Annotated in this window: 14 protein-coding genes; 3 read left to right on the top strand and 11 right to left on the bottom strand. The window is 63.5% G+C overall.

Annotation, left to right across the window (positions count from 1 at the left end):
- Positions 1–341: 341 nt before the first annotated feature.
- Both gyrB and M729_RS0133770 read left to right on the top strand, forming a co-directional pair.
- Positions 342–2,813 carry a DNA topoisomerase (ATP-hydrolyzing) subunit B gene (gene gyrB, locus M729_RS0133775; protein WP_027164209.1) on the top strand — a complete coding sequence of 824 codons (2,472 nt, stop codon included), beginning with the start codon at positions 342–344 and terminating at the stop codon, positions 2,811–2,813.
- Between the two features lie 231 nt (positions 2,814–3,044).
- Positions 3,045–3,962, top strand: coding sequence for a hypothetical protein (locus M729_RS0133770; RefSeq protein WP_013528199.1), 918 nt, complete (start codon positions 3,045–3,047; stop codon positions 3,960–3,962).
- A 98-nt stretch (positions 3,963–4,060) separates the two neighbouring features.
- Here the strand turns inward: M729_RS0133770 and M729_RS0133765 are convergent, their stop codons facing one another.
- The 11 genes from M729_RS0133765 to M729_RS0133710 all read right to left on the bottom strand — a co-directional run bounded on the left by M729_RS0133765 (position 4,061) and on the right by M729_RS0133710 (position 18,007).
- The gene (locus M729_RS0133765; RefSeq protein ID WP_027164208.1) at positions 4,061–5,542 is read right to left on the bottom strand and encodes a hypothetical protein; all 1,482 of its coding nucleotides are present in this window, start codon (positions 5,540–5,542) and stop codon (positions 4,061–4,063) included.
- A gap of 147 nt (positions 5,543–5,689) precedes the next feature.
- The gene (locus M729_RS0133760; RefSeq protein ID WP_013528201.1) at positions 5,690–7,087 is read right to left on the bottom strand and encodes an NAD(P)(+) transhydrogenase (Re/Si-specific) subunit beta; all 1,398 of its coding nucleotides are present in this window, start codon (positions 7,085–7,087) and stop codon (positions 5,690–5,692) included.
- Positions 7,088–7,093: 6 nt separating this feature from the next.
- On the bottom strand, positions 7,094–7,522 hold the full coding sequence (locus tag M729_RS0133755; RefSeq protein WP_024501908.1) for an NAD(P) transhydrogenase subunit alpha: 429 nt from the start codon (positions 7,520–7,522) through the stop codon (positions 7,094–7,096).
- Complete coding sequence (locus M729_RS0133750; RefSeq protein WP_013528203.1) at positions 7,519–8,799, bottom strand: Re/Si-specific NAD(P)(+) transhydrogenase subunit alpha; 1,281 nt, start codon at positions 8,797–8,799, stop codon at positions 7,519–7,521. Before M729_RS0133750 ends, M729_RS0133755 begins: the two co-directional genes overlap by 4 nt.
- Positions 8,800–8,884: 85 nt before the next feature.
- Positions 8,885–9,109, bottom strand: coding sequence for an aa3-type cytochrome c oxidase subunit IV (locus M729_RS0133740; RefSeq protein ID WP_013528204.1), 225 nt, complete (start codon positions 9,107–9,109; stop codon positions 8,885–8,887).
- Positions 9,110–9,315: 206 nt separating this feature from the next.
- Positions 9,316–9,465, bottom strand: a complete 150-nt coding sequence (locus M729_RS1000000138210; protein WP_013528205.1) for a DUF3096 domain-containing protein — start codon at positions 9,463–9,465, stop codon at positions 9,316–9,318.
- Positions 9,466–9,584: 119 nt separating this feature from the next.
- Positions 9,585–10,364 (bottom strand): hypothetical protein, encoded by a 780-nt coding sequence (locus M729_RS0133730; protein WP_013528206.1) that lies wholly within the window; start codon positions 10,362–10,364, stop codon positions 9,585–9,587.
- 334 nt (positions 10,365–10,698) lie between these two features.
- On the bottom strand, positions 10,699–13,008 hold the full coding sequence (locus tag M729_RS0133725) for an EAL domain-containing protein (RefSeq protein ID WP_027164207.1): 2,310 nt from the start codon (positions 13,006–13,008) through the stop codon (positions 10,699–10,701).
- 144 nt (positions 13,009–13,152) lie between these two features.
- Positions 13,153–16,647, bottom strand: coding sequence for an indolepyruvate ferredoxin oxidoreductase family protein (locus M729_RS0133720; RefSeq protein ID WP_027164206.1), 3,495 nt, complete (start codon positions 16,645–16,647; stop codon positions 13,153–13,155).
- 219 nt (positions 16,648–16,866) lie between these two features.
- Positions 16,867–17,403: a hypothetical protein gene (locus M729_RS0133715; protein WP_084652797.1), complete on the bottom strand. Its 537-nt coding sequence runs from the start codon at positions 17,401–17,403 to the stop codon at positions 16,867–16,869.
- Positions 17,396–18,007, bottom strand: a complete 612-nt coding sequence (locus tag M729_RS0133710) for a CGNR zinc finger domain-containing protein (protein ID WP_027164204.1) — start codon at positions 18,005–18,007, stop codon at positions 17,396–17,398. Before M729_RS0133710 ends, M729_RS0133715 begins: the two co-directional genes overlap by 8 nt.
- A gap of 147 nt (positions 18,008–18,154) precedes the next feature.
- On the opposite strand from M729_RS0133710, the gene M729_RS0133705 reads away from it, so the two are divergent.
- Positions 18,155–19,060: a branched-chain amino acid ABC transporter permease gene (locus M729_RS0133705; RefSeq protein WP_027164203.1), complete on the top strand. Its 906-nt coding sequence runs from the start codon at positions 18,155–18,157 to the stop codon at positions 19,058–19,060.
- The last annotated feature ends 82 nt before the right edge of the window (positions 19,061–19,142 follow it).

Raw genomic sequence — 19,142 nt, 5'->3', positions numbered from 1 at the left:
ATGCTCACCACCGCCACCGTGGTGGTGGGGCCTTGGCCCTGGTCATCGCCGACGACGACCACCGCCTGATCCGGCCGCCCGCCCGACATGACTCTGGGGCGCGACCGCAGCGGGCGGCTGGCGCCGAGATACAAGTTCATGATCAAGGTTTCTCAAGGACCCGCTGGCCGAAGTGAAATGGGGGCCGGCGGAGGCCCGCCATTGGCAGCCGGCCATTCCCAGTGAAATGCCTGCAAACCTTGGAAAAACCGCCTTTTGCGCCTATATCTAGTCGATATCAGAGGCGCGATTCGGCGCGGATTTTTCGCGCTGTGCAGGCGGCATCCAGACAACAGGTTTTCATGAGCGATCAGATCGACAACAACAACGGCGCTGAAGCCGAATACGGCGCCGATTCCATCAAGGTTTTGAAGGGGTTGGACGCTGTCCGCAAACGCCCCGGAATGTATATCGGTGATACAGACGACGGCTCGGGCCTGCATCACATGGTCTATGAAGTGGTCGACAACGCCATCGACGAGGCGCTGGCCGGTCACGCCGACCTCGTCACCGTGACGCTCAACCCCGATGGTTCGGTCACTGTGATCGACAATGGCCGCGGAATTCCGACCGATATCCACACCGGAGAAGGCATTTCGGCGGCCGAAGTGATCATGACGCAGCTGCATGCCGGCGGCAAGTTCGACCAGAATTCCTACAAGGTCTCGGGCGGCCTGCATGGCGTCGGCGTCTCGGTGGTCAACGCGCTGTCGGCGTGGCTGAAGCTGAAAATCCGCCGCAACGGCCAGATCTTCGAGATGAGTTTCACGCATGGCAATGCCGACGCACCGCTGAAGGCGACCGGCAGCTATGAGCAGGACAAGCAGCCGGGCACCTATGAGGGCCGCAGCGGCAGCCAGATCACCTTCTTCCCGTCGTCCGAGACCTTCACCATGGTCGAGTTCGACTTCGGCACGCTGGAACACCGGCTGCGCGAGCTTGCCTTCCTCAATTCCGGCGTGCGCATCATTTTGACCGATGCCCGTCACGCCGATGTCGTGCGCCATGAACTGCACTACGATGGAGGCCTCGAAGAATTCGTCAAATATCTCGATCGCGTCAAGAAACCGCTGATCGACAAGCCGATCGCCATCCGGGCGGAGCGCGACGGGATCACCGTCGAAGTGGCGATGTGGTGGAACGACAGCTACCACGAGAACGTGCTGGCCTTCACCAACAACATCCCGCAGCGCGATGGCGGCACGCATCTGGCCGGCTTCCGCGGCGCGCTGACGCGTCAGATCACCGGCTATGGCGAATCCTCTGGGCTGACCAAGAAGGAAAAGGTCTCGTTGATCGGCGACGATTGCCGCGAAGGTCTGACGGCGGTGCTATCGGTCAAGGTTCCCGACCCGAAATTCTCCTCGCAGACCAAGGACAAGCTGGTCTCGTCGGAAGTCCGTCCTGTCGTCGAAGGCCTGGTCAACGAAGCGCTCGGCACCTGGCTGGAAGAACACCCGAGCGAAGGCAAGGTAGTCGTCGACAAGGTGATCCAGGCGGCGGCGGCGCGCGAAGCGGCGCGCAAGGCGCGCGATATCACCCGCAAGAGTTCGCTCGGCGTCACCTCCCTGCCCGGCAAACTGGCCGACTGCCAGGAACGCGACCCGGCGAAATCCGAAATCTTCATCGTCGAGGGTGATTCCGCCGGCGGCTCCGCCAAGGGTGGGCGTTCGCGCCAGAACCAGGCGATCCTGCCGTTGCGCGGCAAGATCCTCAATGTCGAGCGGGCGCGCTTCGACCGCATGCTCGGCTCCGACATGATCGGCACGTTGATCACGGCGCTCGGCACCTCGATCGGCAAGGACGAGTTCAACGCCGACAAGCTGCGCTACCACAAGATCATCCTGATGACCGACGCCGACGTCGACGGCGCCCATATCAGAACCTTGCTTCTCACCTTCTTCTTCCGGCAGATGCCTGAGCTGATCGAGCGCGGCCATCTCTACATCGCCCAGCCGCCGCTCTACAAGGTGACGCGCGGCAAGAGCTCGCAATACATCAAGGACGAGAGCGCGTTCGAGGAGTTCCTGATCGGTTCGGGACTGGAGGAAGCATCGCTTACGCTCGGCTCGGGCGAGGTTCGCATCGGGCAGGACCTGCGTGGCGCCATCGATGACGCGCTGGCGGTGCGCCAGCTGATCAACGGCCTGCACACGCGCTACAACAGAGGCGTCGTCGAGCAGGCGGCGATCGCCGGTGGGCTCAACCCGGACGTGTTCGCCGATCTCGGCCGCGCCAACGACATGGCGGAGCGGATTGCAAAACGCCTCGACATCATCGCCGAGGACACCGAGCGCGGCTGGACCGGCCGCATGTCGACCTCGAATGAAGGCGTGGGCGGCTATGTGTTCGAGCGCACGGTGCGCAGCGTCAAGGAATATGCGCATCTCGACCTGGCGCTGATCAATTCGGCCGACGCACGCCAGCTCGACCGTTACGCACAGCGCCTCAGCGAGGTCTACGGGTCGCCCCCGGTGCTGCGCCGCAAGGATGTCTCCGAAACCATCTCGGGGCCGCTGGCGATGCTCAATGCGGTCTTTGCGACAGGCCGCAAGGGCCTGACGATGCAGCGCTACAAGGGTCTCGGCGAGATGAACGCCGAACAGCTGTGGGAAACCACGCTCGATCCGAACGTGCGCTCGCTGCTGCAGGTCAAGGTCAATGACGCGACCGATGCGGATTCGCTGTTTTCGCGGCTGATGGGCGACGAGGTCGAGCCCAGGCGCGAGTTCATCCAGGACAACGCGCTGTCGGTCGCCAATCTGGATATCTGATCTGGACGTTAAATCTGAATTGGCGCGCTGCGGCGCGCCAATTGTTCCACCGGCGGCAACAAAATCAATTTGCAACGCGCCGGAACGGAAGTCCCTGCGAGACATTGTGACAATATCGATCACAATTTCTAACAGGAGGCTTCCATGGGACGCGGCATTTTGCTCTGGTTGCTCGGCATACCGATCCCGATCATCATTCTGATCATGCTGTTCGTACGATAGGGGGCACTTATGCAGTCCACCCTATCGGCTGTCGACGTTTCCACTTCAACAGAATCCTCCTCCACCGCCGTCAGTTGGGGACCGATCATCGCCGGTGCCTTCGCGGCCTCGACGCTGACCTTCATCCTCATGCTGCTGGGCTCCGGGCTTGGATTGAGCATGGTGTCGCCCTGGTCGGGATCCGGCGCATCTGTCACCACTTTCGCGGCATCCACCGCCGTCTGGCTGATCATCGTGCAATGGCTGTCCTCGGGTGTCGGCGGCTACCTTGCCGGACGCCTGCGCACCAAATGGGTCGGCATCCACACGGACGAGGTGTATTTCCGTGATACCGCCCATGGCTTTCTTGCCTGGGCGTTGGCCACACTGCTCGTCGTCGGCGTGCTTGGCTCCGCGCTTTCCGCTGCCATAGGCTCGGGCGTGCAGGCGGTGTCCACCATCGCGTCTGGTGCGGCCATGGGCGCATCGGCGGGGGCTTCGGCCAATGCCGGCAGCGCGTCGGCCGACAATGCGACATCCTACCTGGTGGATTCACTGTTCCGTCCGGCCGATCCGGGCAAGCTCGCGGCCGCCAATCCGGACAGCGATGCGGCCGCGGTTGGGCAGGCTTCGCGCATCCTGATCGCCGGCGCCGCGGCAGGCGAGGTTTCCGCAGACGACAAAACCTATCTGTCGCAGCTGGTCGCCGTTCGCACGGGGCTTTCGGAAGCAGATGCCAGGACCCGGGTGGATGCCGTCCTCGCCAAGGCCCAGGACGCCAAGGTCAAGGCGCAGCAGGCCGCCGACACAGCCAGGAAGGCCAGCGCGACGTTTGCCTTGCTTGGTGCGCTCTCGCTGGCCATCGGCGCCTTTATCGCCAGTGCTGCCGCGGCCCTTGGCGGCAGGCAGCGCGACGATGAGGAAGCGGTTTTTATCACCAACCGTTGAACAGCACTTGCAACAAAGCCACTCTGGCCCGCCCGGAGCGGCTTTGCTTTGAAGTTGTCGAGCGGCGCTGCCTTGGCCCCGTTCGCTGAAATCCGTTCTTATTTTCGGGGAGGAATCGCCGGCACTTCGGCTTGGCTCGGCTCCAGTTTGCGACCGAGGTCGACAGCGTCGCGCAGCACGGCGAGATGCGAGCGCGGCTGATCGCCGGCGGCAACCTCGATACCGGTCGCCGCCAACGACCAGTACAGCGTGTGGGTGAAGACCCGGCCGAGGGAACCGCGCAGCTCGACCTGGATGTTTTCTATGCCCGGGCCGAAATTCTCCGCCATCGGCCCGGAGATCGGGTCGCCCGTCAGCCAACCGTTGCCGCGGTCGAAGATATTGGTCCAGCGCGTCGCAGCAAACACCGCGCCATGATGCACCGCCCGCTGCGGCTTGCCGGAAGAACGGTTGCGCCCTTCCTGATAAAGCACGGTGCCACCGGCCGCCGCTCCCTCGGCAATCGGCGGACATGCCGAGAACAGGCGCTCGGCGATGCCGCGCCTGAATTCAGCGAGATTGTGCGTCACCAGAAATTCGCTGTGGGTCAGCGGGCTACCAAGCGTGACGAAATCGCTGATCTTCCAAGGCCGATGGCTGTCGTCCCTGGTGCGCAGTTGGCGATAGAGCTCCCACTGATCGCGCCGGAACCCGGCAAGATCGTCAAGGCTGCCGGGCCATGCCGAGCCGTCGGCAACAAGCGTCGCCTTGTCGATGGCGTGGATAGCCTTCAGTTTCGCCTTGTCGCGGATGGCCTCCAGTTTTCGGGGCCTGAAATCGGACCACAAGATCTGCAACAGGTCATAGGCGATCATCGAGCCGAGGCTGTGGGAGACCAGCACGATGCGATCGTAGGTATCGTCCATCATCAGACGCTTCAGCAGCTTCAGGCCGCGGTCGCGGATCAGCGCCCGCTTCTCTACCGTGGCCGCTTCAGCGCGCACATAGGCCGCGACATCGCCGAAATAGGGAAGGCCAAAACGGTCCACCGACCAGATGACGAACGATGCCAGGATGGTGACGAGGACGCCGACGGTCCACGAAATCTGCTGCTGCCAAACCGACGTCGCAAGCGCGAGCGTCGCGACCAGGACGATGATGACGGCAACCAGAGTGACCAGATAGAGCTTTCGGGCGTCCGGCGGTATGTCGGCGGGCTTGCGCCACAGCAGATTTGTCACCCAGGCAGCAAGCCGGCCTCGCGTCGTGCCCTGCGTGATGTCGGCCCAGTAAAGCTCGTAGAAGTCGGTGCGGCGGCCATCGACATCGTAGGGCGTGGTGATGCGGCGAAGTTCGTACGAATTGGTCCGGCTGTCGGGAGTGATCCAGCTCTGGTTGATCTTCGCGCCGGCGGGGTCGGCCGGATCGGCGACATGGGCATAAAACGGCGCGCGGTTGGGGTCATGGCTCCAGACAGCCTGGACAAAGCCTCGCAGCGTATCCATCGGCCGCTGTTCGCCCATGCCATGCACGATCACCACCGCCTGGCCAGGCTTGCGCGGCGCTTTCCCGGCGGGCGGCGATGCGATCGGGTCAGGCACCAACGTCTCCGTCGACGACAATCCCGCCGTCCAGGCGGGAATTCGTCATCGTAGCGCCGAAATCGCCGTCAAGCCAAGAAAGCCAGCCAAGAAAAAGCCCGGCGCGAAGCCGGGCTCTTCTTGGCGTGTCCCGGCGCTTATCCCGGATCAGTGATCCATGGCTTTGACGATCTCTTCGGTCATCTTCTTGGCGTCGCCGAGCAGCATCATGGTGCCGTCCTTATAGAACAGCGTGTTGTCGATACCGGCATAGCCGGAACCGAGCGAGCGCTTGACGAACAGGCAGGTGCGCGCCTTGTCGACATCGAGGATCGGCATGCCGTAGATGGGTGAGGACTTGTCGTCGCGCGCGGACGGGTTGGTGACGTCGTTGGCGCCGATGACATAGGCAACGTCGGCTTGCGCGAACTCCGAGTTGATGTCCTCAAGCTCGAACACCTCGTCGTAGGGCACATTGGCTTCGGCGAGCAGCACGTTCATGTGGCCGGGCATACGGCCGGCGACCGGGTGGATCGCGTATTTCACGTCGACGCCATTGGCCTTGAGCTTGTCGGCCATTTCGCGCAGTGCATGCTGCGCCTGGGCGACCGCCATGCCGTAGCCCGGCACGATGATGACTTTCTGGGCGTTCATCATGAGGTAGGCGGCATCGTCGGCAGAACCCTGCTTGACCGTGCGTTCGATGCCGTCATCGGCGGCCGCTGCCGTCTCCCCACCGAAGCCGCCGAGAATGACCGAGATGAAGCTTCGGTTCATGCCCTTGCACATGATGTAGGACAGGATCGCGCCGGATGAGCCGACCAGCGCGCCGGTGATGATCAGCGCCAGATTGCCGAGCGTGAAGCCCAGCGCCGCCGCCGCCCAGCCGGAATAGGAATTCAGCATCGAGACGACGACCGGCATGTCGGCGCCGCCGATCGGGATGATCAGCAGGATACCGAGCACCAGCGAGGCGGCAACGATCAGCCAGAAGACCAGCTTGGACTCGGTGGTGACCAGCAACACGATCAGCACGACGAGCGCGATAGCAAGTGCGGCGTTGATGAAGTGGCGTGCGCCGATCATGATCGGCTTGCCGGACATGCGGCCATCGAGCTTGAGGAAAGCGATGACCGAGCCGGTGAAGGTGATGGCGCCGATGGCGACGCCAAGGCTCATCTCGATCAGGGCCTGGGCATGAATGTCGCCATCCGTGCCGATGCCGAAGCTTTCCGGGGCATAAATCGCGGCAGCCGCCACCATGACGGCGGCGAGGCCGACCAGCGAGTGGAAGGCAGCGACCAGCTGCGGCATCGAGGTCATGGCGATGCGGCGCGCGGTAACGGCGCCGACGCCGCCGCCAATGGCAAGGCCGAGCACGATCAGGCCGAAGCGGCCGGCGGACGGGGTCGCCAGAGCCAGTGTGGTGGCGATGGCAATACCCATGCCGATCATGCCGTAGAGATTGCCCTGGCGACTGGTGGTCGGATGCGACAGGCCGCGCAGCGCCATGATGAACAGGACACCGGAGACGAGGTAGAGGAAGGACGCGAAGTTGGCGTTCATGGCGCTCTACTTGTCCTTCTTCTTGTACATGGCCAGCATGCGCTGGGTGACGAGGAAGCCGCCGAAGATGTTGACCGAAACCAGCATCAGCGCGACGAAGCCGAAGCCCGCGGCAATGCCGGAGGCGGCGATGCCGACGGCAAGCAGCGCGCCGACGACGATGACCGAGGAGATGGCATTGGTGACGGCCATCAGCGGCGTATGCAGTGCGGGGGTCACCGACCAGACGACGTAGTAGCCGACGAAGATCGCCAGGACGAAGATGGCGAAGCGGAAGACGAAGGGATCGATGGCGCCGCCGGAGAGCGCATGCGCGGCATCACCGGCTGCGTCAGTGCCGCCGGGCGCGGTCGCCAGATTGTGCACCGCCAGCCGGACGGCGGCGGAGGCCTGGTCGAGCTGGTCGAGGGCTTTCTGCAGGGTCTGGTCCATCACGCGATCCCTTTCGGCTTCGACGAGGGCGACTTGGGTGCGGCCGCCTTCTTGGGCGCGGCTTTCTTGGGCGAAGCATCGGCGACCATGGTCTTGGCCGGGATCGCGGCCGGCTCGACATATTGGCCCTTTGCCGGCTGCTGGTCGGCTTTCACGAAAGCCGGATGAACCACCTTGCCGCCATCGGTCAGCATCGTTGCCTTGACCAGATCGTCGTCGCGATTGATGGCAAGCGTCTTGGTCGTCTTGTCGACCAGCGTCTCGAGAAAGGCGAACAGGTTCCTGGCATAAAGCAGCGAGGCCGACGCCGCGATGCGGCCAGGCACATTGAGATGGCCGACAATCTTGACGTTGTTGGCGGTGGTGACCACCTTGCCGGCTTCGGCGCCCTCGACATTGCCGCCGCGCTCGACCGCGAGGTCGACGATCACCGAGCCCGGCTTCATCGAAGCGACCATCGCCGCCGAGACCAGCTTGGGCGCCGGCCGGCCGGGAATGAGCGCCGTGGTGATGACGATATCCTGCTTGGCGATGTGCTCTGATGTGAGTGCCGCCTGCTTCGCCTGATATTCCTTCGACATTTCCTTGGCGTAGCCGCCGGCCGTTTCGGCCGCCTTGAATTCCTCGTCCTCGACCGCGAGGAACTTGGCGCCGAGCGAGGCGACCTGTTCCTTGGCGGCGGGGCGAACGTCGGTGGCGGTGACAACCGCACCAAGCCGGCGCGCGGTGGCGATCGCCTGCAGGCCGGCGACGCCAACGCCCATGATGAAGACCTTCGCCGCCGGCACCGTGCCGGCCGCCGTCATCATCATCGGCAAGGCGCGGTCATATTCCGAAGCCCCGTCGATCACCGCCTGATAGCCGGCCAAATTGGCCTGCGAGGACAAGACGTCCATCGACTGCGCGCGGGTGATCCGGGGCATGAATTCCATCGAGAAAGCGGTGACGCCGGCCTTGGCAAGAGCTGCCACGGCGGCATCGTTGCCGTAGGGGTCCATGATGGCGATCACAGCCGCGCCGGGCTTGTAGCTCTTCAGCTCGGCATCACCAGGCCGGCGCACCTTCAGCACCACATCGGCCTTGGCGACATCGGAAGCCTTGCCGATAGCAGCGCCGGCGCTCGCATAGTCGGCATCGATGATGCGCGATTTCAGACCGGCACCGGCCTCGACGACGACGTCGAAGCCCAACGCCGCCAGCCGTTTCACCGTATCGGGCGAAGCCGCGACGCGCGGCTCGTTGGCATCGAGCTCACGAGGGATGAAAACCGTCTGCCCCACCGCATGATCCTTTCGGCCGGAAGCTATTTCCCGCAAGACGCCGGCCGGCCTCGCGGCGGCGCCGTGGACAAGATGTCGGAAAAATCTATCGGAGGATAAAGGCGCCGACAGCCAGAATCAGCACGAACAGAATGGTCGCCGAGAAGAAGCCGCCCGCGAAGAAGCCGAAGGCCATCGCCAGGAGCAGGGCGCCACAAAACAGCGAGCCGTACTTGGCCAGCGCGAGGAAGCCCGCATAGGTGCGGTCATGCTCGGCATAGTCCATCTTCGCGCCCAGTTCGACAGGACCAGTCGGCGAGTGATCAGCCATAGGAATACCCCTTCGAAGACATCTTTCAGGCACATAGCGAAAAGCCGCGCCGAGAGCAATGGCGCTATTGCCGCACAACAACCGACAACTGCCTCAAAGAAAGATTGAAGCCAGCAGTCGACGCCGCGACGGAGTCCGATCGCTGGATTCTGATGCTTGATGCGGAACTCCGAAGGGCGGACGCTTGCGTGGCCTAAGCCGGCGCCTCAGCCGGCTAGATGCGGAAATAGCCCGAGCAACCCGACGACGATCAGATAGAGCGCGACGATGTAGTTCAACAGCCTTGGCATGACCAGGATCAGCACGCCGGCGATCAGCGAGATGAGCGGGGTTAGCGCAAGTGTGGAAATGGTCATGGCGGGTTCCCTCAAAAACCTCAGATCGACCCGGAGCGCTGCTCGTGGCCTCACCCAGAACGTCGAAGTCGCCAAAAGGCTCCTGTCGGCCCTGCAAAATCGTGTGGATCCCTGCCGTATCAGGCGGCTTCGTGATAGTATTTTGCCGTCGGCAGGATGGTCAGCGGCGCGAGTTCCCCGACATGCGGCGTATCGAACAGCATGCGCTGCTCCATTGGCGTCGAGCGGAAGAACGGGAACCGTGAGAAGGACCGCTCGCGGATTGCGTTGACGTCGGCGCGGTAGAGCACGACCTTGTTGAAAACGCCCGGATAGGCGCGCGACTCGCTGATCTTCTCCGAGTAGTAGATACGCTTGTAGAAGCCGGCGTGATCCTCGCGAATGGTCGACAGGCAGTAGGGCGCGTTGAAATGGAAGCACGCCATGCCGGCCAGCCGCAGCGTCAGGTAGGGAATCTGCGGGTAGACGCGCGACCATTCGGGATCGGACGCAAACCGGCTGGGACAGATGAAGCTCAGCCCGTCACGAAGCATCGGCATGACGATGTCGCCAAAGGCCTTGGTGGAAGGCGACATCGGCGTGGCCAAGGTGACGTGATGGATACGCAGCGTGCTGACGAGTTCCTGGTCGATATAGACCCCGAAGCGGTACACATTCGGTGCCTCGTCGAGCTCATCGTGAATGGTATGGTTTTCGTTGTCGGGCACCATATCGTTCGAGCGATATGACTTGTAGCGCAGGCGGTAGATGTCCTCGAGATCTTCGCCCTTGTCGCAGCGGCGGTACTCTGTCCGCTCAAGCATCGCCGAAACGTTGCGGGCGAAGCTGGACATGGTGTCGGCGGCGTCCTTGCCGTCCTCGCCCGTCACCGGACGAAGCGAACTCAACTGCACAATCATCAACTCAATCCCCGTACATTGCCGCCGCGATCCGACACTACGACAGGGTCCTGGGATGTAAAAGATGAAAACAGGAAGCGGCCCGTTTACCAGTCGTTAAGGTTAACGATTGCTAAAATGAAACTAAAATTGGTGGTTTTCTTCGTTTTCTGCGTCGCGACGGGGAAGAGCGAATCTCGAACATGACGGGAAGCGGCTGAAATTCTGGCATGGCCCGCGATGTGCAAAGAAACCTCGAATGCAGTGAATGCCTAAAGCCTGGGCGCCTGTTCAATCCTGATGGAAACAGGGATGGGCTCTCAGTGCCTGGGCACCATGCGCCAGGCGCCGCAAATCAGCGGCGTACCGCCTTTTTGGCGGTCCTGATATCCTTGGCGAAGGGCCATACCGTGTTCGACATCGTCTCGATGCCGGAAGCGCTGAGCGCCGAACCGAACAGGAACCCCTGGACAAGATCAGGCTTGACCTGCAGCGCCAGGATCTTGAGCTGCTCGAAGGTCTCGACCCCTTCGACGGTCACCGAAAGCCCCAGCGGCCGCGACAGGTTGACGATACCCTTGAGCAGCTCGAGCGAACGGGGATTCTGGGTGACGTCCATCAGGAAAGAGCGGTCGATCTTGATCTTGTCGAGCGGCAGCTTGTGCAGGTAGCTCAGGCTCGAATAGCCGGTGCCGAAATCGTCGAGCGCGATGCGCACGCCAAGCTGCTTCAGCTCCTCAATATACTGACGCGTCAGCGACTTGTCGTCGAGCAGCGCCGTTTCGGTGACCTCGATCTCGAGCCTACTGGCGGCGAGGCCGGAGCCGGCCAACGCATCGCGAACCTTCTGGATGACATCGCGGCTGCGGAAATCCTTGGCCGAGAGATTGACCGAGACGCTGGTCTGGTCGGGCCATTTGGCGCATTCGGCGCAGGCTGCCTGCAGCACGAAGGTGCTGATCTCGGAAATGATGCCCATTTCCTCGGCCAGTGGAATGAAGATGCTGGGCGAGATTGGCCCGAGATCTGGATGATCCCACCGGCACAGCGCCTCGCAACTGGCGATACGCATGGTGCTCATCGCCACGATCGGCTGATAGACCACCCGCAGGCTCTTGCCCTCTACCGCGGTGCGCAGATCCGCCTTCATCAGCTGACGGTTGCGGAAGGCGGCATCCATCGAAGCTTCGAACAATCGCCAGCTGTTCTTGCCGAGTTCCTTGGCCTTGTAGAGCGCCAGGTCCGCCTTCACGATCATGGCGTCGACATCGGTATCCTTGACCCGTGACAGCACCGCGCCGCCGCTGGCCTGAATGCGCAGCCCGTGACCGGCGACGTCGACTTCCCCTTGCAGGCCGGCGAAAATCTCGTCGAGCTGGCTGGTCAGATGGCTCTCATCCTCGACGCGGTCGAAGAAGATCATGAACTCGTCGCCACCGAAACGGCTGACCGTGATATGCTTGGCAATGGCGCCAAGCCGCTCGGCAACGGCATAGATCAAGCCGTCGCCGATCGGATGGCCAAGCGTGTCGTTGACGCTCTTGAAATCGTCGAGATCCAGCACCGCAAGGCCGCAGAGTCGGTCGCGATCGCCGGACGCCATGGCCTCGCCCACCAATTCATGGAAATAGGCCCGGTTGGGCAGGCCGGTGAGATTGTCGTAGCGTGCCATGAAGCGGATCTTGTCTTCCGCCTCGACACGGGCGGTGACGTCCTCGAAGGTGATGACGCCCAGTTCCTGGCTGCCCTCGCGAGCCGAGAACTCGTAATGCTGGCCGTTGGCGAGGGAAACCAGCACCTTGCGGTCGCGACCCTCACGCAGGGCACGCGTCAGCTGCGCCTCGATGTAGCGGCAATCCTTGGGCGCCAGCATGCCGCCGGCGACACCGCGCATCAACAGACCGTGGATCGACCGTCCGAGCAGCGCGTCGGGCGACTTGAGCGACATCAGATGCGCGGCCTCGGCATTGGCCACCGCGACGCGGCCGTCCGGACCGAGCATGACAAGGCCGTGCGACATGGTGTTGAGCGCCCGGTTGAAGCGCTGGGCAATGCGGTTGGCCTTCTTCTCTTCCGAGACGGCCGCAAAAAGCACATCGCGTACGGTGTTGGCGAATTTCCGGATGGCGAACAGGAACGGCGCCGACAGGAGCCCGAGGAGGACATGGTAGATGTCGCCGCGCAGCAGGAAGCCAAGCGAGATCGGCCAGGTCAAGGCAATGGTCAGGATGGTGACCATGCGCGGCGAGCCGTAGTTGCGGCCGGCGATGGAGGTCGCCGTCGCGAGCGTCAGGCAAACGGAGGCGATTTCGGCGAAACCATCGCGCGCGAAATAGATGCCGAGCAGGCAGAAAGCGCCAAGCGTCAAGCCATGCAGTGAGCCATAGAGAATGTAGTCATTCTCACGCTTGTGCGCCTCTTCCCAGGTCGTCGGCGACGGCATGCTGTTGTATTTTCGAAAGTTTCTCATGCGGAACACACCGACGAGAACCATCGAGATCGCGACCAGCAAATACCGCGGATCGCCGCTCTTCCACCAGACCAGGCCGATCAGGAAAGTCTGCGCGAGAATGCCGATCGAAAGCGTCAGCCCGTCGCGAAACAGGGTTTCCACGAACGGAATATAGACGTCGACCGGGATCTCGTTCTTTTTTCGCAGATTCAACGCCTGAATCCCAACCCTGGGGAGCCAAGCAGTGCCACATCCGCCTTAAGAAAGATTTAGAGAGACCCTCGCGCTCCTGCCGTCAAGCCGGGTGACGCAGCGGAAAGCAAGGAAACTGTCGTTCAGGTAAACAAGGCGTATCGATCATTCGGCGGCCTGAAGTTCGGGCCGCGCCGGCGTACTCGACAGGCGTTCGAGCAGCCTTTGGCGCTCGCCGGCGGCTTTTTGCGCGCTGGCTTGACGGACGTGGCCATAGCCGCGGATGAGGGCAGGCACCGAGGCCAGCGCAACCGCCGCATCGACCCTGGCTGGGGCCAACGATCCGGCGATGAGCTCCAGATCCGCCTCGTACCGCGCCAGCAGCTGCCGCTCCATGCGCCGTTCGGCGGTGTAGCCGAACAGGTCGAAGGCGGTGCCGCGCAGGCCCTTCATCGCCGCCAGCACGCGAAAACCCTTCATCATCCACGGGCCGAAGCTCGATTTCCGCGGGCTTCCGTCATTGCCGCGACGGCCCATGATCGGCGGAGCGAGGTGGAATTCAAGCCTTTCGTAGCTCTGGAACTGCTTGCCCAGTTCGGCGGTGAAAGAGCCGTCCGTGTAAAGACGCGCCACCTCGTATTCGTCCTTGATCGCCATCAGCTTGAACAGGTTCCTGGCGGCAGCCTGCGACACCGCGGTCGAACCAGGCACGGCCTTCGCTTCGGCGGCGCGCAACGCGGCCAGTTTTCCGGCATAACGCCTGCCATAGGCGGCGTTCTGATAGGCGGTCAGGAAGGCGACGCGGCGGGCAATGATGTCGTCCAGCGTCTCGGCGGTATCCGTGGCCTGGCCTGCCTTTCCAGCCGCGGTCGGACCCGGCTGGGCAACCAGCCCGCGCACGAAATCCGGCTGATGGGCAGCGCGACGGCCCCAGCGGAAGGCGGCGATGTTCATCGCCACGGCTTCGCCATTGAGCTCGATCGCCTTCTCGACCGCCTCGGCCGACAGCGGCAGGCCGCTGTGCTGGAAGGCAAAGCCAAGCATGAACATGTTGGCGCCGAGCGAATTGCCGAAAAGTGCCGTGGCAGTGCGGGTGGCATCGAAGAAATGTGCCTTGTCGTCGCCCGCAGCCGCGCGGATCGCCTTTTTCAGCCGCTCTATCGGCAACGAAAAATCGGCCGAGCGGGCGAATTCGCCGGGCATGATCTCGGCGGTGTTGGCGACGAAGATGGTGTGGCCCTCGCGCACCGCGGTCAGCACCTTCTTGGCGCCCGACACGACGAGATCGCAGCCAAGCACGAGATCGGCCTTCCCCGCCGAAACGCGGATCGCATGGATGTCGTCGGGGGTACGAGCGATGCGGACATGGGTGAACACCGAGCCGCCCTTCTGGGCGAGGCCGGCCATGTCGATCATGCCGCAGCCCTTGTCCTCAAGATGCGCCGCCATGCCTAGCACCGCACCGACGGTGACGACGCCGGTGCCGCCGACGCCGTCGATGATCGCCGCCCAGCCCTGCTCGCCAAGCGGGAATTGCGCCGGCACGGGCACGCCTTCCAGCGGATCGGCCTTGCCGGCCAGGCCCTCGGCCTTGCGGATCTTGGCGCCGTGCACAGTGACGAAGGACGGGCAGAAGCCGTTGACGCAGGAGAAATCCTTGTTGCAGCTCGACTGGTCGATCTTGCGCTTGCGGCCGAATTCGGTCTCGACCGGCTGGATCGAGACGCAGTTCGACTGTACGCCGCAATCGCCGCAGCCTTCGCAGACCAGTTCGTTGATGAAGACGCGCTTGTCGGGATCGGGGAATGTGCCGCGCTTGCGGCGGCGGCGTTTTTCGGCGGCGCAGGTCTGGTCGTAGAGCAAGACCGAAACGCCCTTGACGTCGCGCAGCTCGCGCTGGACGAGATCGAGGTCGTCGCGGTGATGGATAGTGGCGCCGGCCGGGAATTCGGCTTTGCCAGCATATTTGTCCGGCTCATCCGTGACGATGGCAATGCGGTCGACACCCTCGGCCCGCACCTGCCTGGCAATCATATCGACGGTCAGGCCGCCTTCGTGCGGCTGGCCGCCGGTCATGGCGACCGCGTCGTTGTAGAGGATCTTGTAGGTGATGTTGGCATCGCTCGACAGCGCGAAGCGGATCGCCAGCGTACCGGAATGGTTGTAGGTGCCGTCGCCAAGATTCTGGAAGATGTGCTCGCGCTTGGAGAACGGCGCCTGGCCGACCCATTGCGCGCCCTCGCCGCCCATGGCCGTGAAGCCGACTGTGTTGCGGTCCATCCACAGCGCCATGAAGTGGCAGCCGATGCCGGCCGCGGCGATCGAGCCGTCCGGCACCTTGGTGGACGAATTGTGCGGGCAACCGGAACAGAAGAACGGCGTGCGCGAGCCGATGTCGGTGGCCTCGGTGAGCATTGCCTGGAACTGGCGCAGTTTTGCCACCCGCGCCGAAATCTCTTCGGACGGGCCGTTGGTCCTGACGATCCTCTCGCCAAGCGCGATGGCGATCTCGTTGGGATCGAGCGCGCCTTTGGCCGGAAACAGCCAGTCGCCGCGCTCGTCCTTCTTGCCGATAATGACCGGTTGGGTGGCAGTGCCATAAAGGCTTTCGCGCAACTGTACCTCGATCAGCGAGCGCTTCTCCTCGACGACGACGATGGTGTCGAGGCCGCGGGCGAAACCGGCGATGTGATGCAGGTCGAGCGGCCAGGGGCAGCCGACCTTGAACAGCCGCACCCCGATGCGGTTGGCGGCCGCTTCGTCGATGCCGATATCCTCCAGCGCCTGGCGAACGTCGAGATAGCTCTTGCCGAGCGTGATGATGCCGATCTTCGGATTGCGGCCGCCCGAATAGACGATGCGGTTCAGTCCATTGGCAAGAATGAAGGCGGAGGCCGCGGCGCGCTTGTGTTCATGCAGCCGCTCCTCCTGGCCGAGCATGTCGATCTCGTGGCGGATGTTGAGACCGCCAGGCGGCATGTCGAACTCCGGCACGACGATGTTCAGCCGCCCGAGCGCGGCATCGACCGAGGCGGTCGATTCGATGTTGTCCTTGACGCATTTGATCGCCGCCCACGTGCCGGCAAAGCGCGACATGGCGAAGCCGTAGAGCCCGTAGTCGATGATCTCCTGGACACCGGCCGGGTTGAGGATCGGCACCATCGTGTCGACGAACAGGAATTCGGTGGCGTGCGCATTGGTCGAGGATTCGGCCATATGGTCGTCGCCCATCAGCGCAAGCACGCCGCCATGCTTCGACGATCCGGCGAGGTTGGCGTGGCGGAACACATCGCCTGAGCGGTCGACGCCCGGTCCCTTGCCGTACCAGACCGAAAAGACGCCGTCATGAGTGCCCTCGCCCAGCAGCTCCGTCTGCTGCGCCCCCCAGCAGGCGGTGGCGGCAAGCTCCTCGTTGAGACCCGGCTGGAAGACGATGTCAGCTTGGGCGAGCTGTTTCTTCGCCTTCCACAGCTGCATGTCGAGGCCGCCGAGCGGCGAACCGCGATAGCCGGAGACGAAGCCGGCCGTGTTCAAGCCGGCGCGACGGTCGCGCTCGCGCTGCATCAAGAGCATGCGAATGACCGCCTGCGCGCCGGACAGGAAGATGCGCTCCTTTGCGAGATCGAACTTGTCGTCGAGCGCGACGTCGTGCAGCGTCATCAGGCATTTCCTCTGCGGAGGCCACGCGGGGCAGGCAGCCAACGTCGGGGTCGGATGACGCATCCTTTCTCCCCTTGCAAGGCAGGTCAAACAAAATCGCAGATGCCAGGCAACGCGCAACGAACAGTCCGCGGCCATGCTGAATCGGGTATGAAACCGATCCGCGGACATTGCCCGGCGCATGAACATTACAGCTGCGGCACGGGCGGCCGCGACGCGTCAGCCGCCTTTCGAGCAATCTGGCTTCGGCTCGCCCGGCAGCTTGCCGTCGGGATGGCCGACGAGATCGGGATTGGCGGTGTAGAGCTGGTCGATGACCAGCGGCCGGTCGGGCAGGATCGACTGGTCTTCCGTCGACATCAGCGTGGTGTCGATCTTCTGCAGGACCGCGCCGTCGGCGCCCTTGATGCTGATGGCAATCGCATAGGGCTTGTTCTTGACGACGCAGGTCAGTGCCGGGCTCTCCAGCGTCACCTTGTCGAGCTTCGGCCAGACCTTCTGCTCGACCACCAGAGGTGCGCCGCCGGCGGGATCCTGGAAGCTGGCGACCGCCACCTGGCCCTCTCCCATCGGCTTCAGCGGCCGCAGGGTCACCACATAAGTCGCCCTGGCGAGGCGGTAGTTGAAAACGAATATCTTGCCGGAAACCTCGAACAGCTTGCCTTCGGCGTCGCCGGTGTCGCGGCAGGCGCCGAGCGCAACGGCCACGATGAGCGCCGCGCCAACAAGGATCGAACGGGAAAGGCCGCTACGCATTCTTGACCTCATTTTCCGCCATGCGACGACGGCGATAGTGACGGCTTGCCTTCTGACGGTTGCCGCACACCGCCATGTCGCACCATAGGCGGCTGGAATTGCGGCTTCTGTCGACGAACAGCCAGGTGCAGTTGGGACAGATCCTGAGCCTTGCGACGGTATCGTCGCGCAGAAGCGATAGCGCCGAAACCGCCAGCGCCGCCTCGAAGGCGATCGGCGTCAGGGGATCACCGAACGGCCTTCCCGGCGCACCGATCTCGGTCCGGCTGCCGGCCAGACCCTCGGCGCAGGCGCTCAGGAATCCGGGCAGATCAGCGGTGGCGACCGCGCCCTTCGACGCCGCTCCACGAAACAGCCGGTCCGTCGCCTCGCGGATCGACAGCACGACGGGCGCGATCGCCACCGGCGAGGCTACCGCCAGCGGCCTTTCGCCAAGCTCGGCGGCGCGAAAGCGGCTCGCCGCGTCGGCGAAGCGGGCAATCTCGGCCGGATCTTCGAAGCGGTCGAACGTCCGCTCCGGATCGCCGCGCAGCACGACGGTGTTCGCCGTGTCGAGCGCAAGCAGGCCGCCGGTGAAGCGGTGCGGGGTCCATGATACCGTCATGGCGAAAATCTAACCGATAAATCGTATTTGACAAGTTAGATTCAGCGATGCAACCTCACTCCGGATGCGGTGGTCTCCGCAGCCTTTTGAGCATGCTGTTGGCCAGGACCGCTTCGCACTTTTGGGCGGCATGCTTCGAGGTTTTGCATGCTCTATTTCTTCCAGCAGGTGCTGAACGGGCTGCATTCGGGCGCGCTGTATGCGTTGCTCGCCTTTGGCTATGTGCTGACCAACGGCATCCTGCACCGCACCAATCTCGCCTATGGCGCGTTGTTCGCCTTTTGCGGCCAGACCATGATCCTGACCGCGGCCTTCGGCTATCAGGTGCTGTGGCTGACGCTGCTGGCGGCGGTGGCGCTCGGCGTCGTCGCTGCGTTCCTCTATGCCGCGCTGATCAGCCACGTGCTGTCGCGCAGTGTCTTCGAACCGTTGGCCGACCGCACGCCCAATGCAATCGTGGTGACGACGCTCGGCATCCTGCTGCTGCTGTCCGAAGCGAGCCGCATCGCCGCCGACACGCATGATCTGTGGCTGCCGCCGATGCTGGCGCAGCCCATCGTTTTCGCGCAGGGCGCGACCTTCAAGGCAACGCTGACGCTCATCCAGCTTATCGACTGCGCCGTGGTGGTGGCGGCAATCGCGCTGGCAAGCTGGGCTTTTGCCCGGTCGAGCTTCGGACGGTGCTGGCGCGCCGTCTCCGACGACCCCAAGGCTGCCGCGATGTGCGGCGTCGACGTACGCGCGGTGTTCCGGCACGCGGTGCTGTTCGGCGGCTTCTGCGCCGCGCTGGCCGCTGTCATGGCCGGGCTCTATTACGGCAATGTCAGCTTCGGGTCGGGCCTCGTCTACGGACTGAAGATCCTGTTCGTGACGGCGGTCGGCGGCTATCTCTCGCCACCGCGCGCGGCGCTCGGCGCGGCCGTCTTCGGCATGGCCGAATCGCTGTGGGCCGGCTATTTCCCGGTCGAGTGGCGCGACGCGTGGATGTACCTGTTCCTGGTCACGACGCTGATCCTGATCGGCGCCGGCCGCGACACCGGCAAAATCGCCTGAAAACGTCAGACTTTGGTTGCATGACGCGAGGGCAGATCGCCGGTATTGGGCACTGTCTGCCATGCGATGATATTCGCTGCCT

The organism is Mesorhizobium sp. WSM1293 (genome assembly GCF_000513875.1).
Taxonomy (GTDB): Bacteria; Pseudomonadota; Alphaproteobacteria; order Rhizobiales; family Rhizobiaceae; genus Mesorhizobium; species Mesorhizobium ciceri.
Note: the sequence above shows the minus strand (reverse complement) of the source record. Positions and strands in the feature narration are given on the sequence as shown.

Coding starts and splice junctions, on each gene's coding strand:
- gyrB (WP_027164209.1), top strand. CDS start 342: ATGAGCGATCAGATCGACAACAACAACGGCGCTGAAGCCGAATACGGC.
- M729_RS0133770 (WP_013528199.1), top strand. CDS start 3,045: ATGCAGTCCACCCTATCGGCTGTCGACGTTTCCACTTCAACAGAATCC.
- M729_RS0133760 (WP_013528201.1), bottom strand. CDS start 7,087: ATGAACGCCAACTTCGCGTCCTTCCTCTACCTCGTCTCCGGTGTCCTG.
- M729_RS0133740 (WP_013528204.1), bottom strand. CDS start 9,109: ATGGCTGATCACTCGCCGACTGGTCCTGTCGAACTGGGCGCGAAGATG.
- M729_RS1000000138210 (WP_013528205.1), bottom strand. CDS start 9,465: ATGACCATTTCCACACTTGCGCTAACCCCGCTCATCTCGCTGATCGCC.
- M729_RS0133730 (WP_013528206.1), bottom strand. CDS start 10,364: ATGATTGTGCAGTTGAGTTCGCTTCGTCCGGTGACGGGCGAGGACGGC.
- M729_RS0133720 (WP_027164206.1), bottom strand. CDS start 16,647: ATGACGCTGCACGACGTCGCGCTCGACGACAAGTTCGATCTCGCAAAG.
- M729_RS0133715 (WP_084652797.1), bottom strand. CDS start 17,403: ATGCGTAGCGGCCTTTCCCGTTCGATCCTTGTTGGCGCGGCGCTCATC.
- M729_RS0133710 (WP_027164204.1), bottom strand. CDS start 18,007: ATGACGGTATCATGGACCCCGCACCGCTTCACCGGCGGCCTGCTTGCG.
- M729_RS0133705 (WP_027164203.1), top strand. CDS start 18,155: ATGCTCTATTTCTTCCAGCAGGTGCTGAACGGGCTGCATTCGGGCGCG.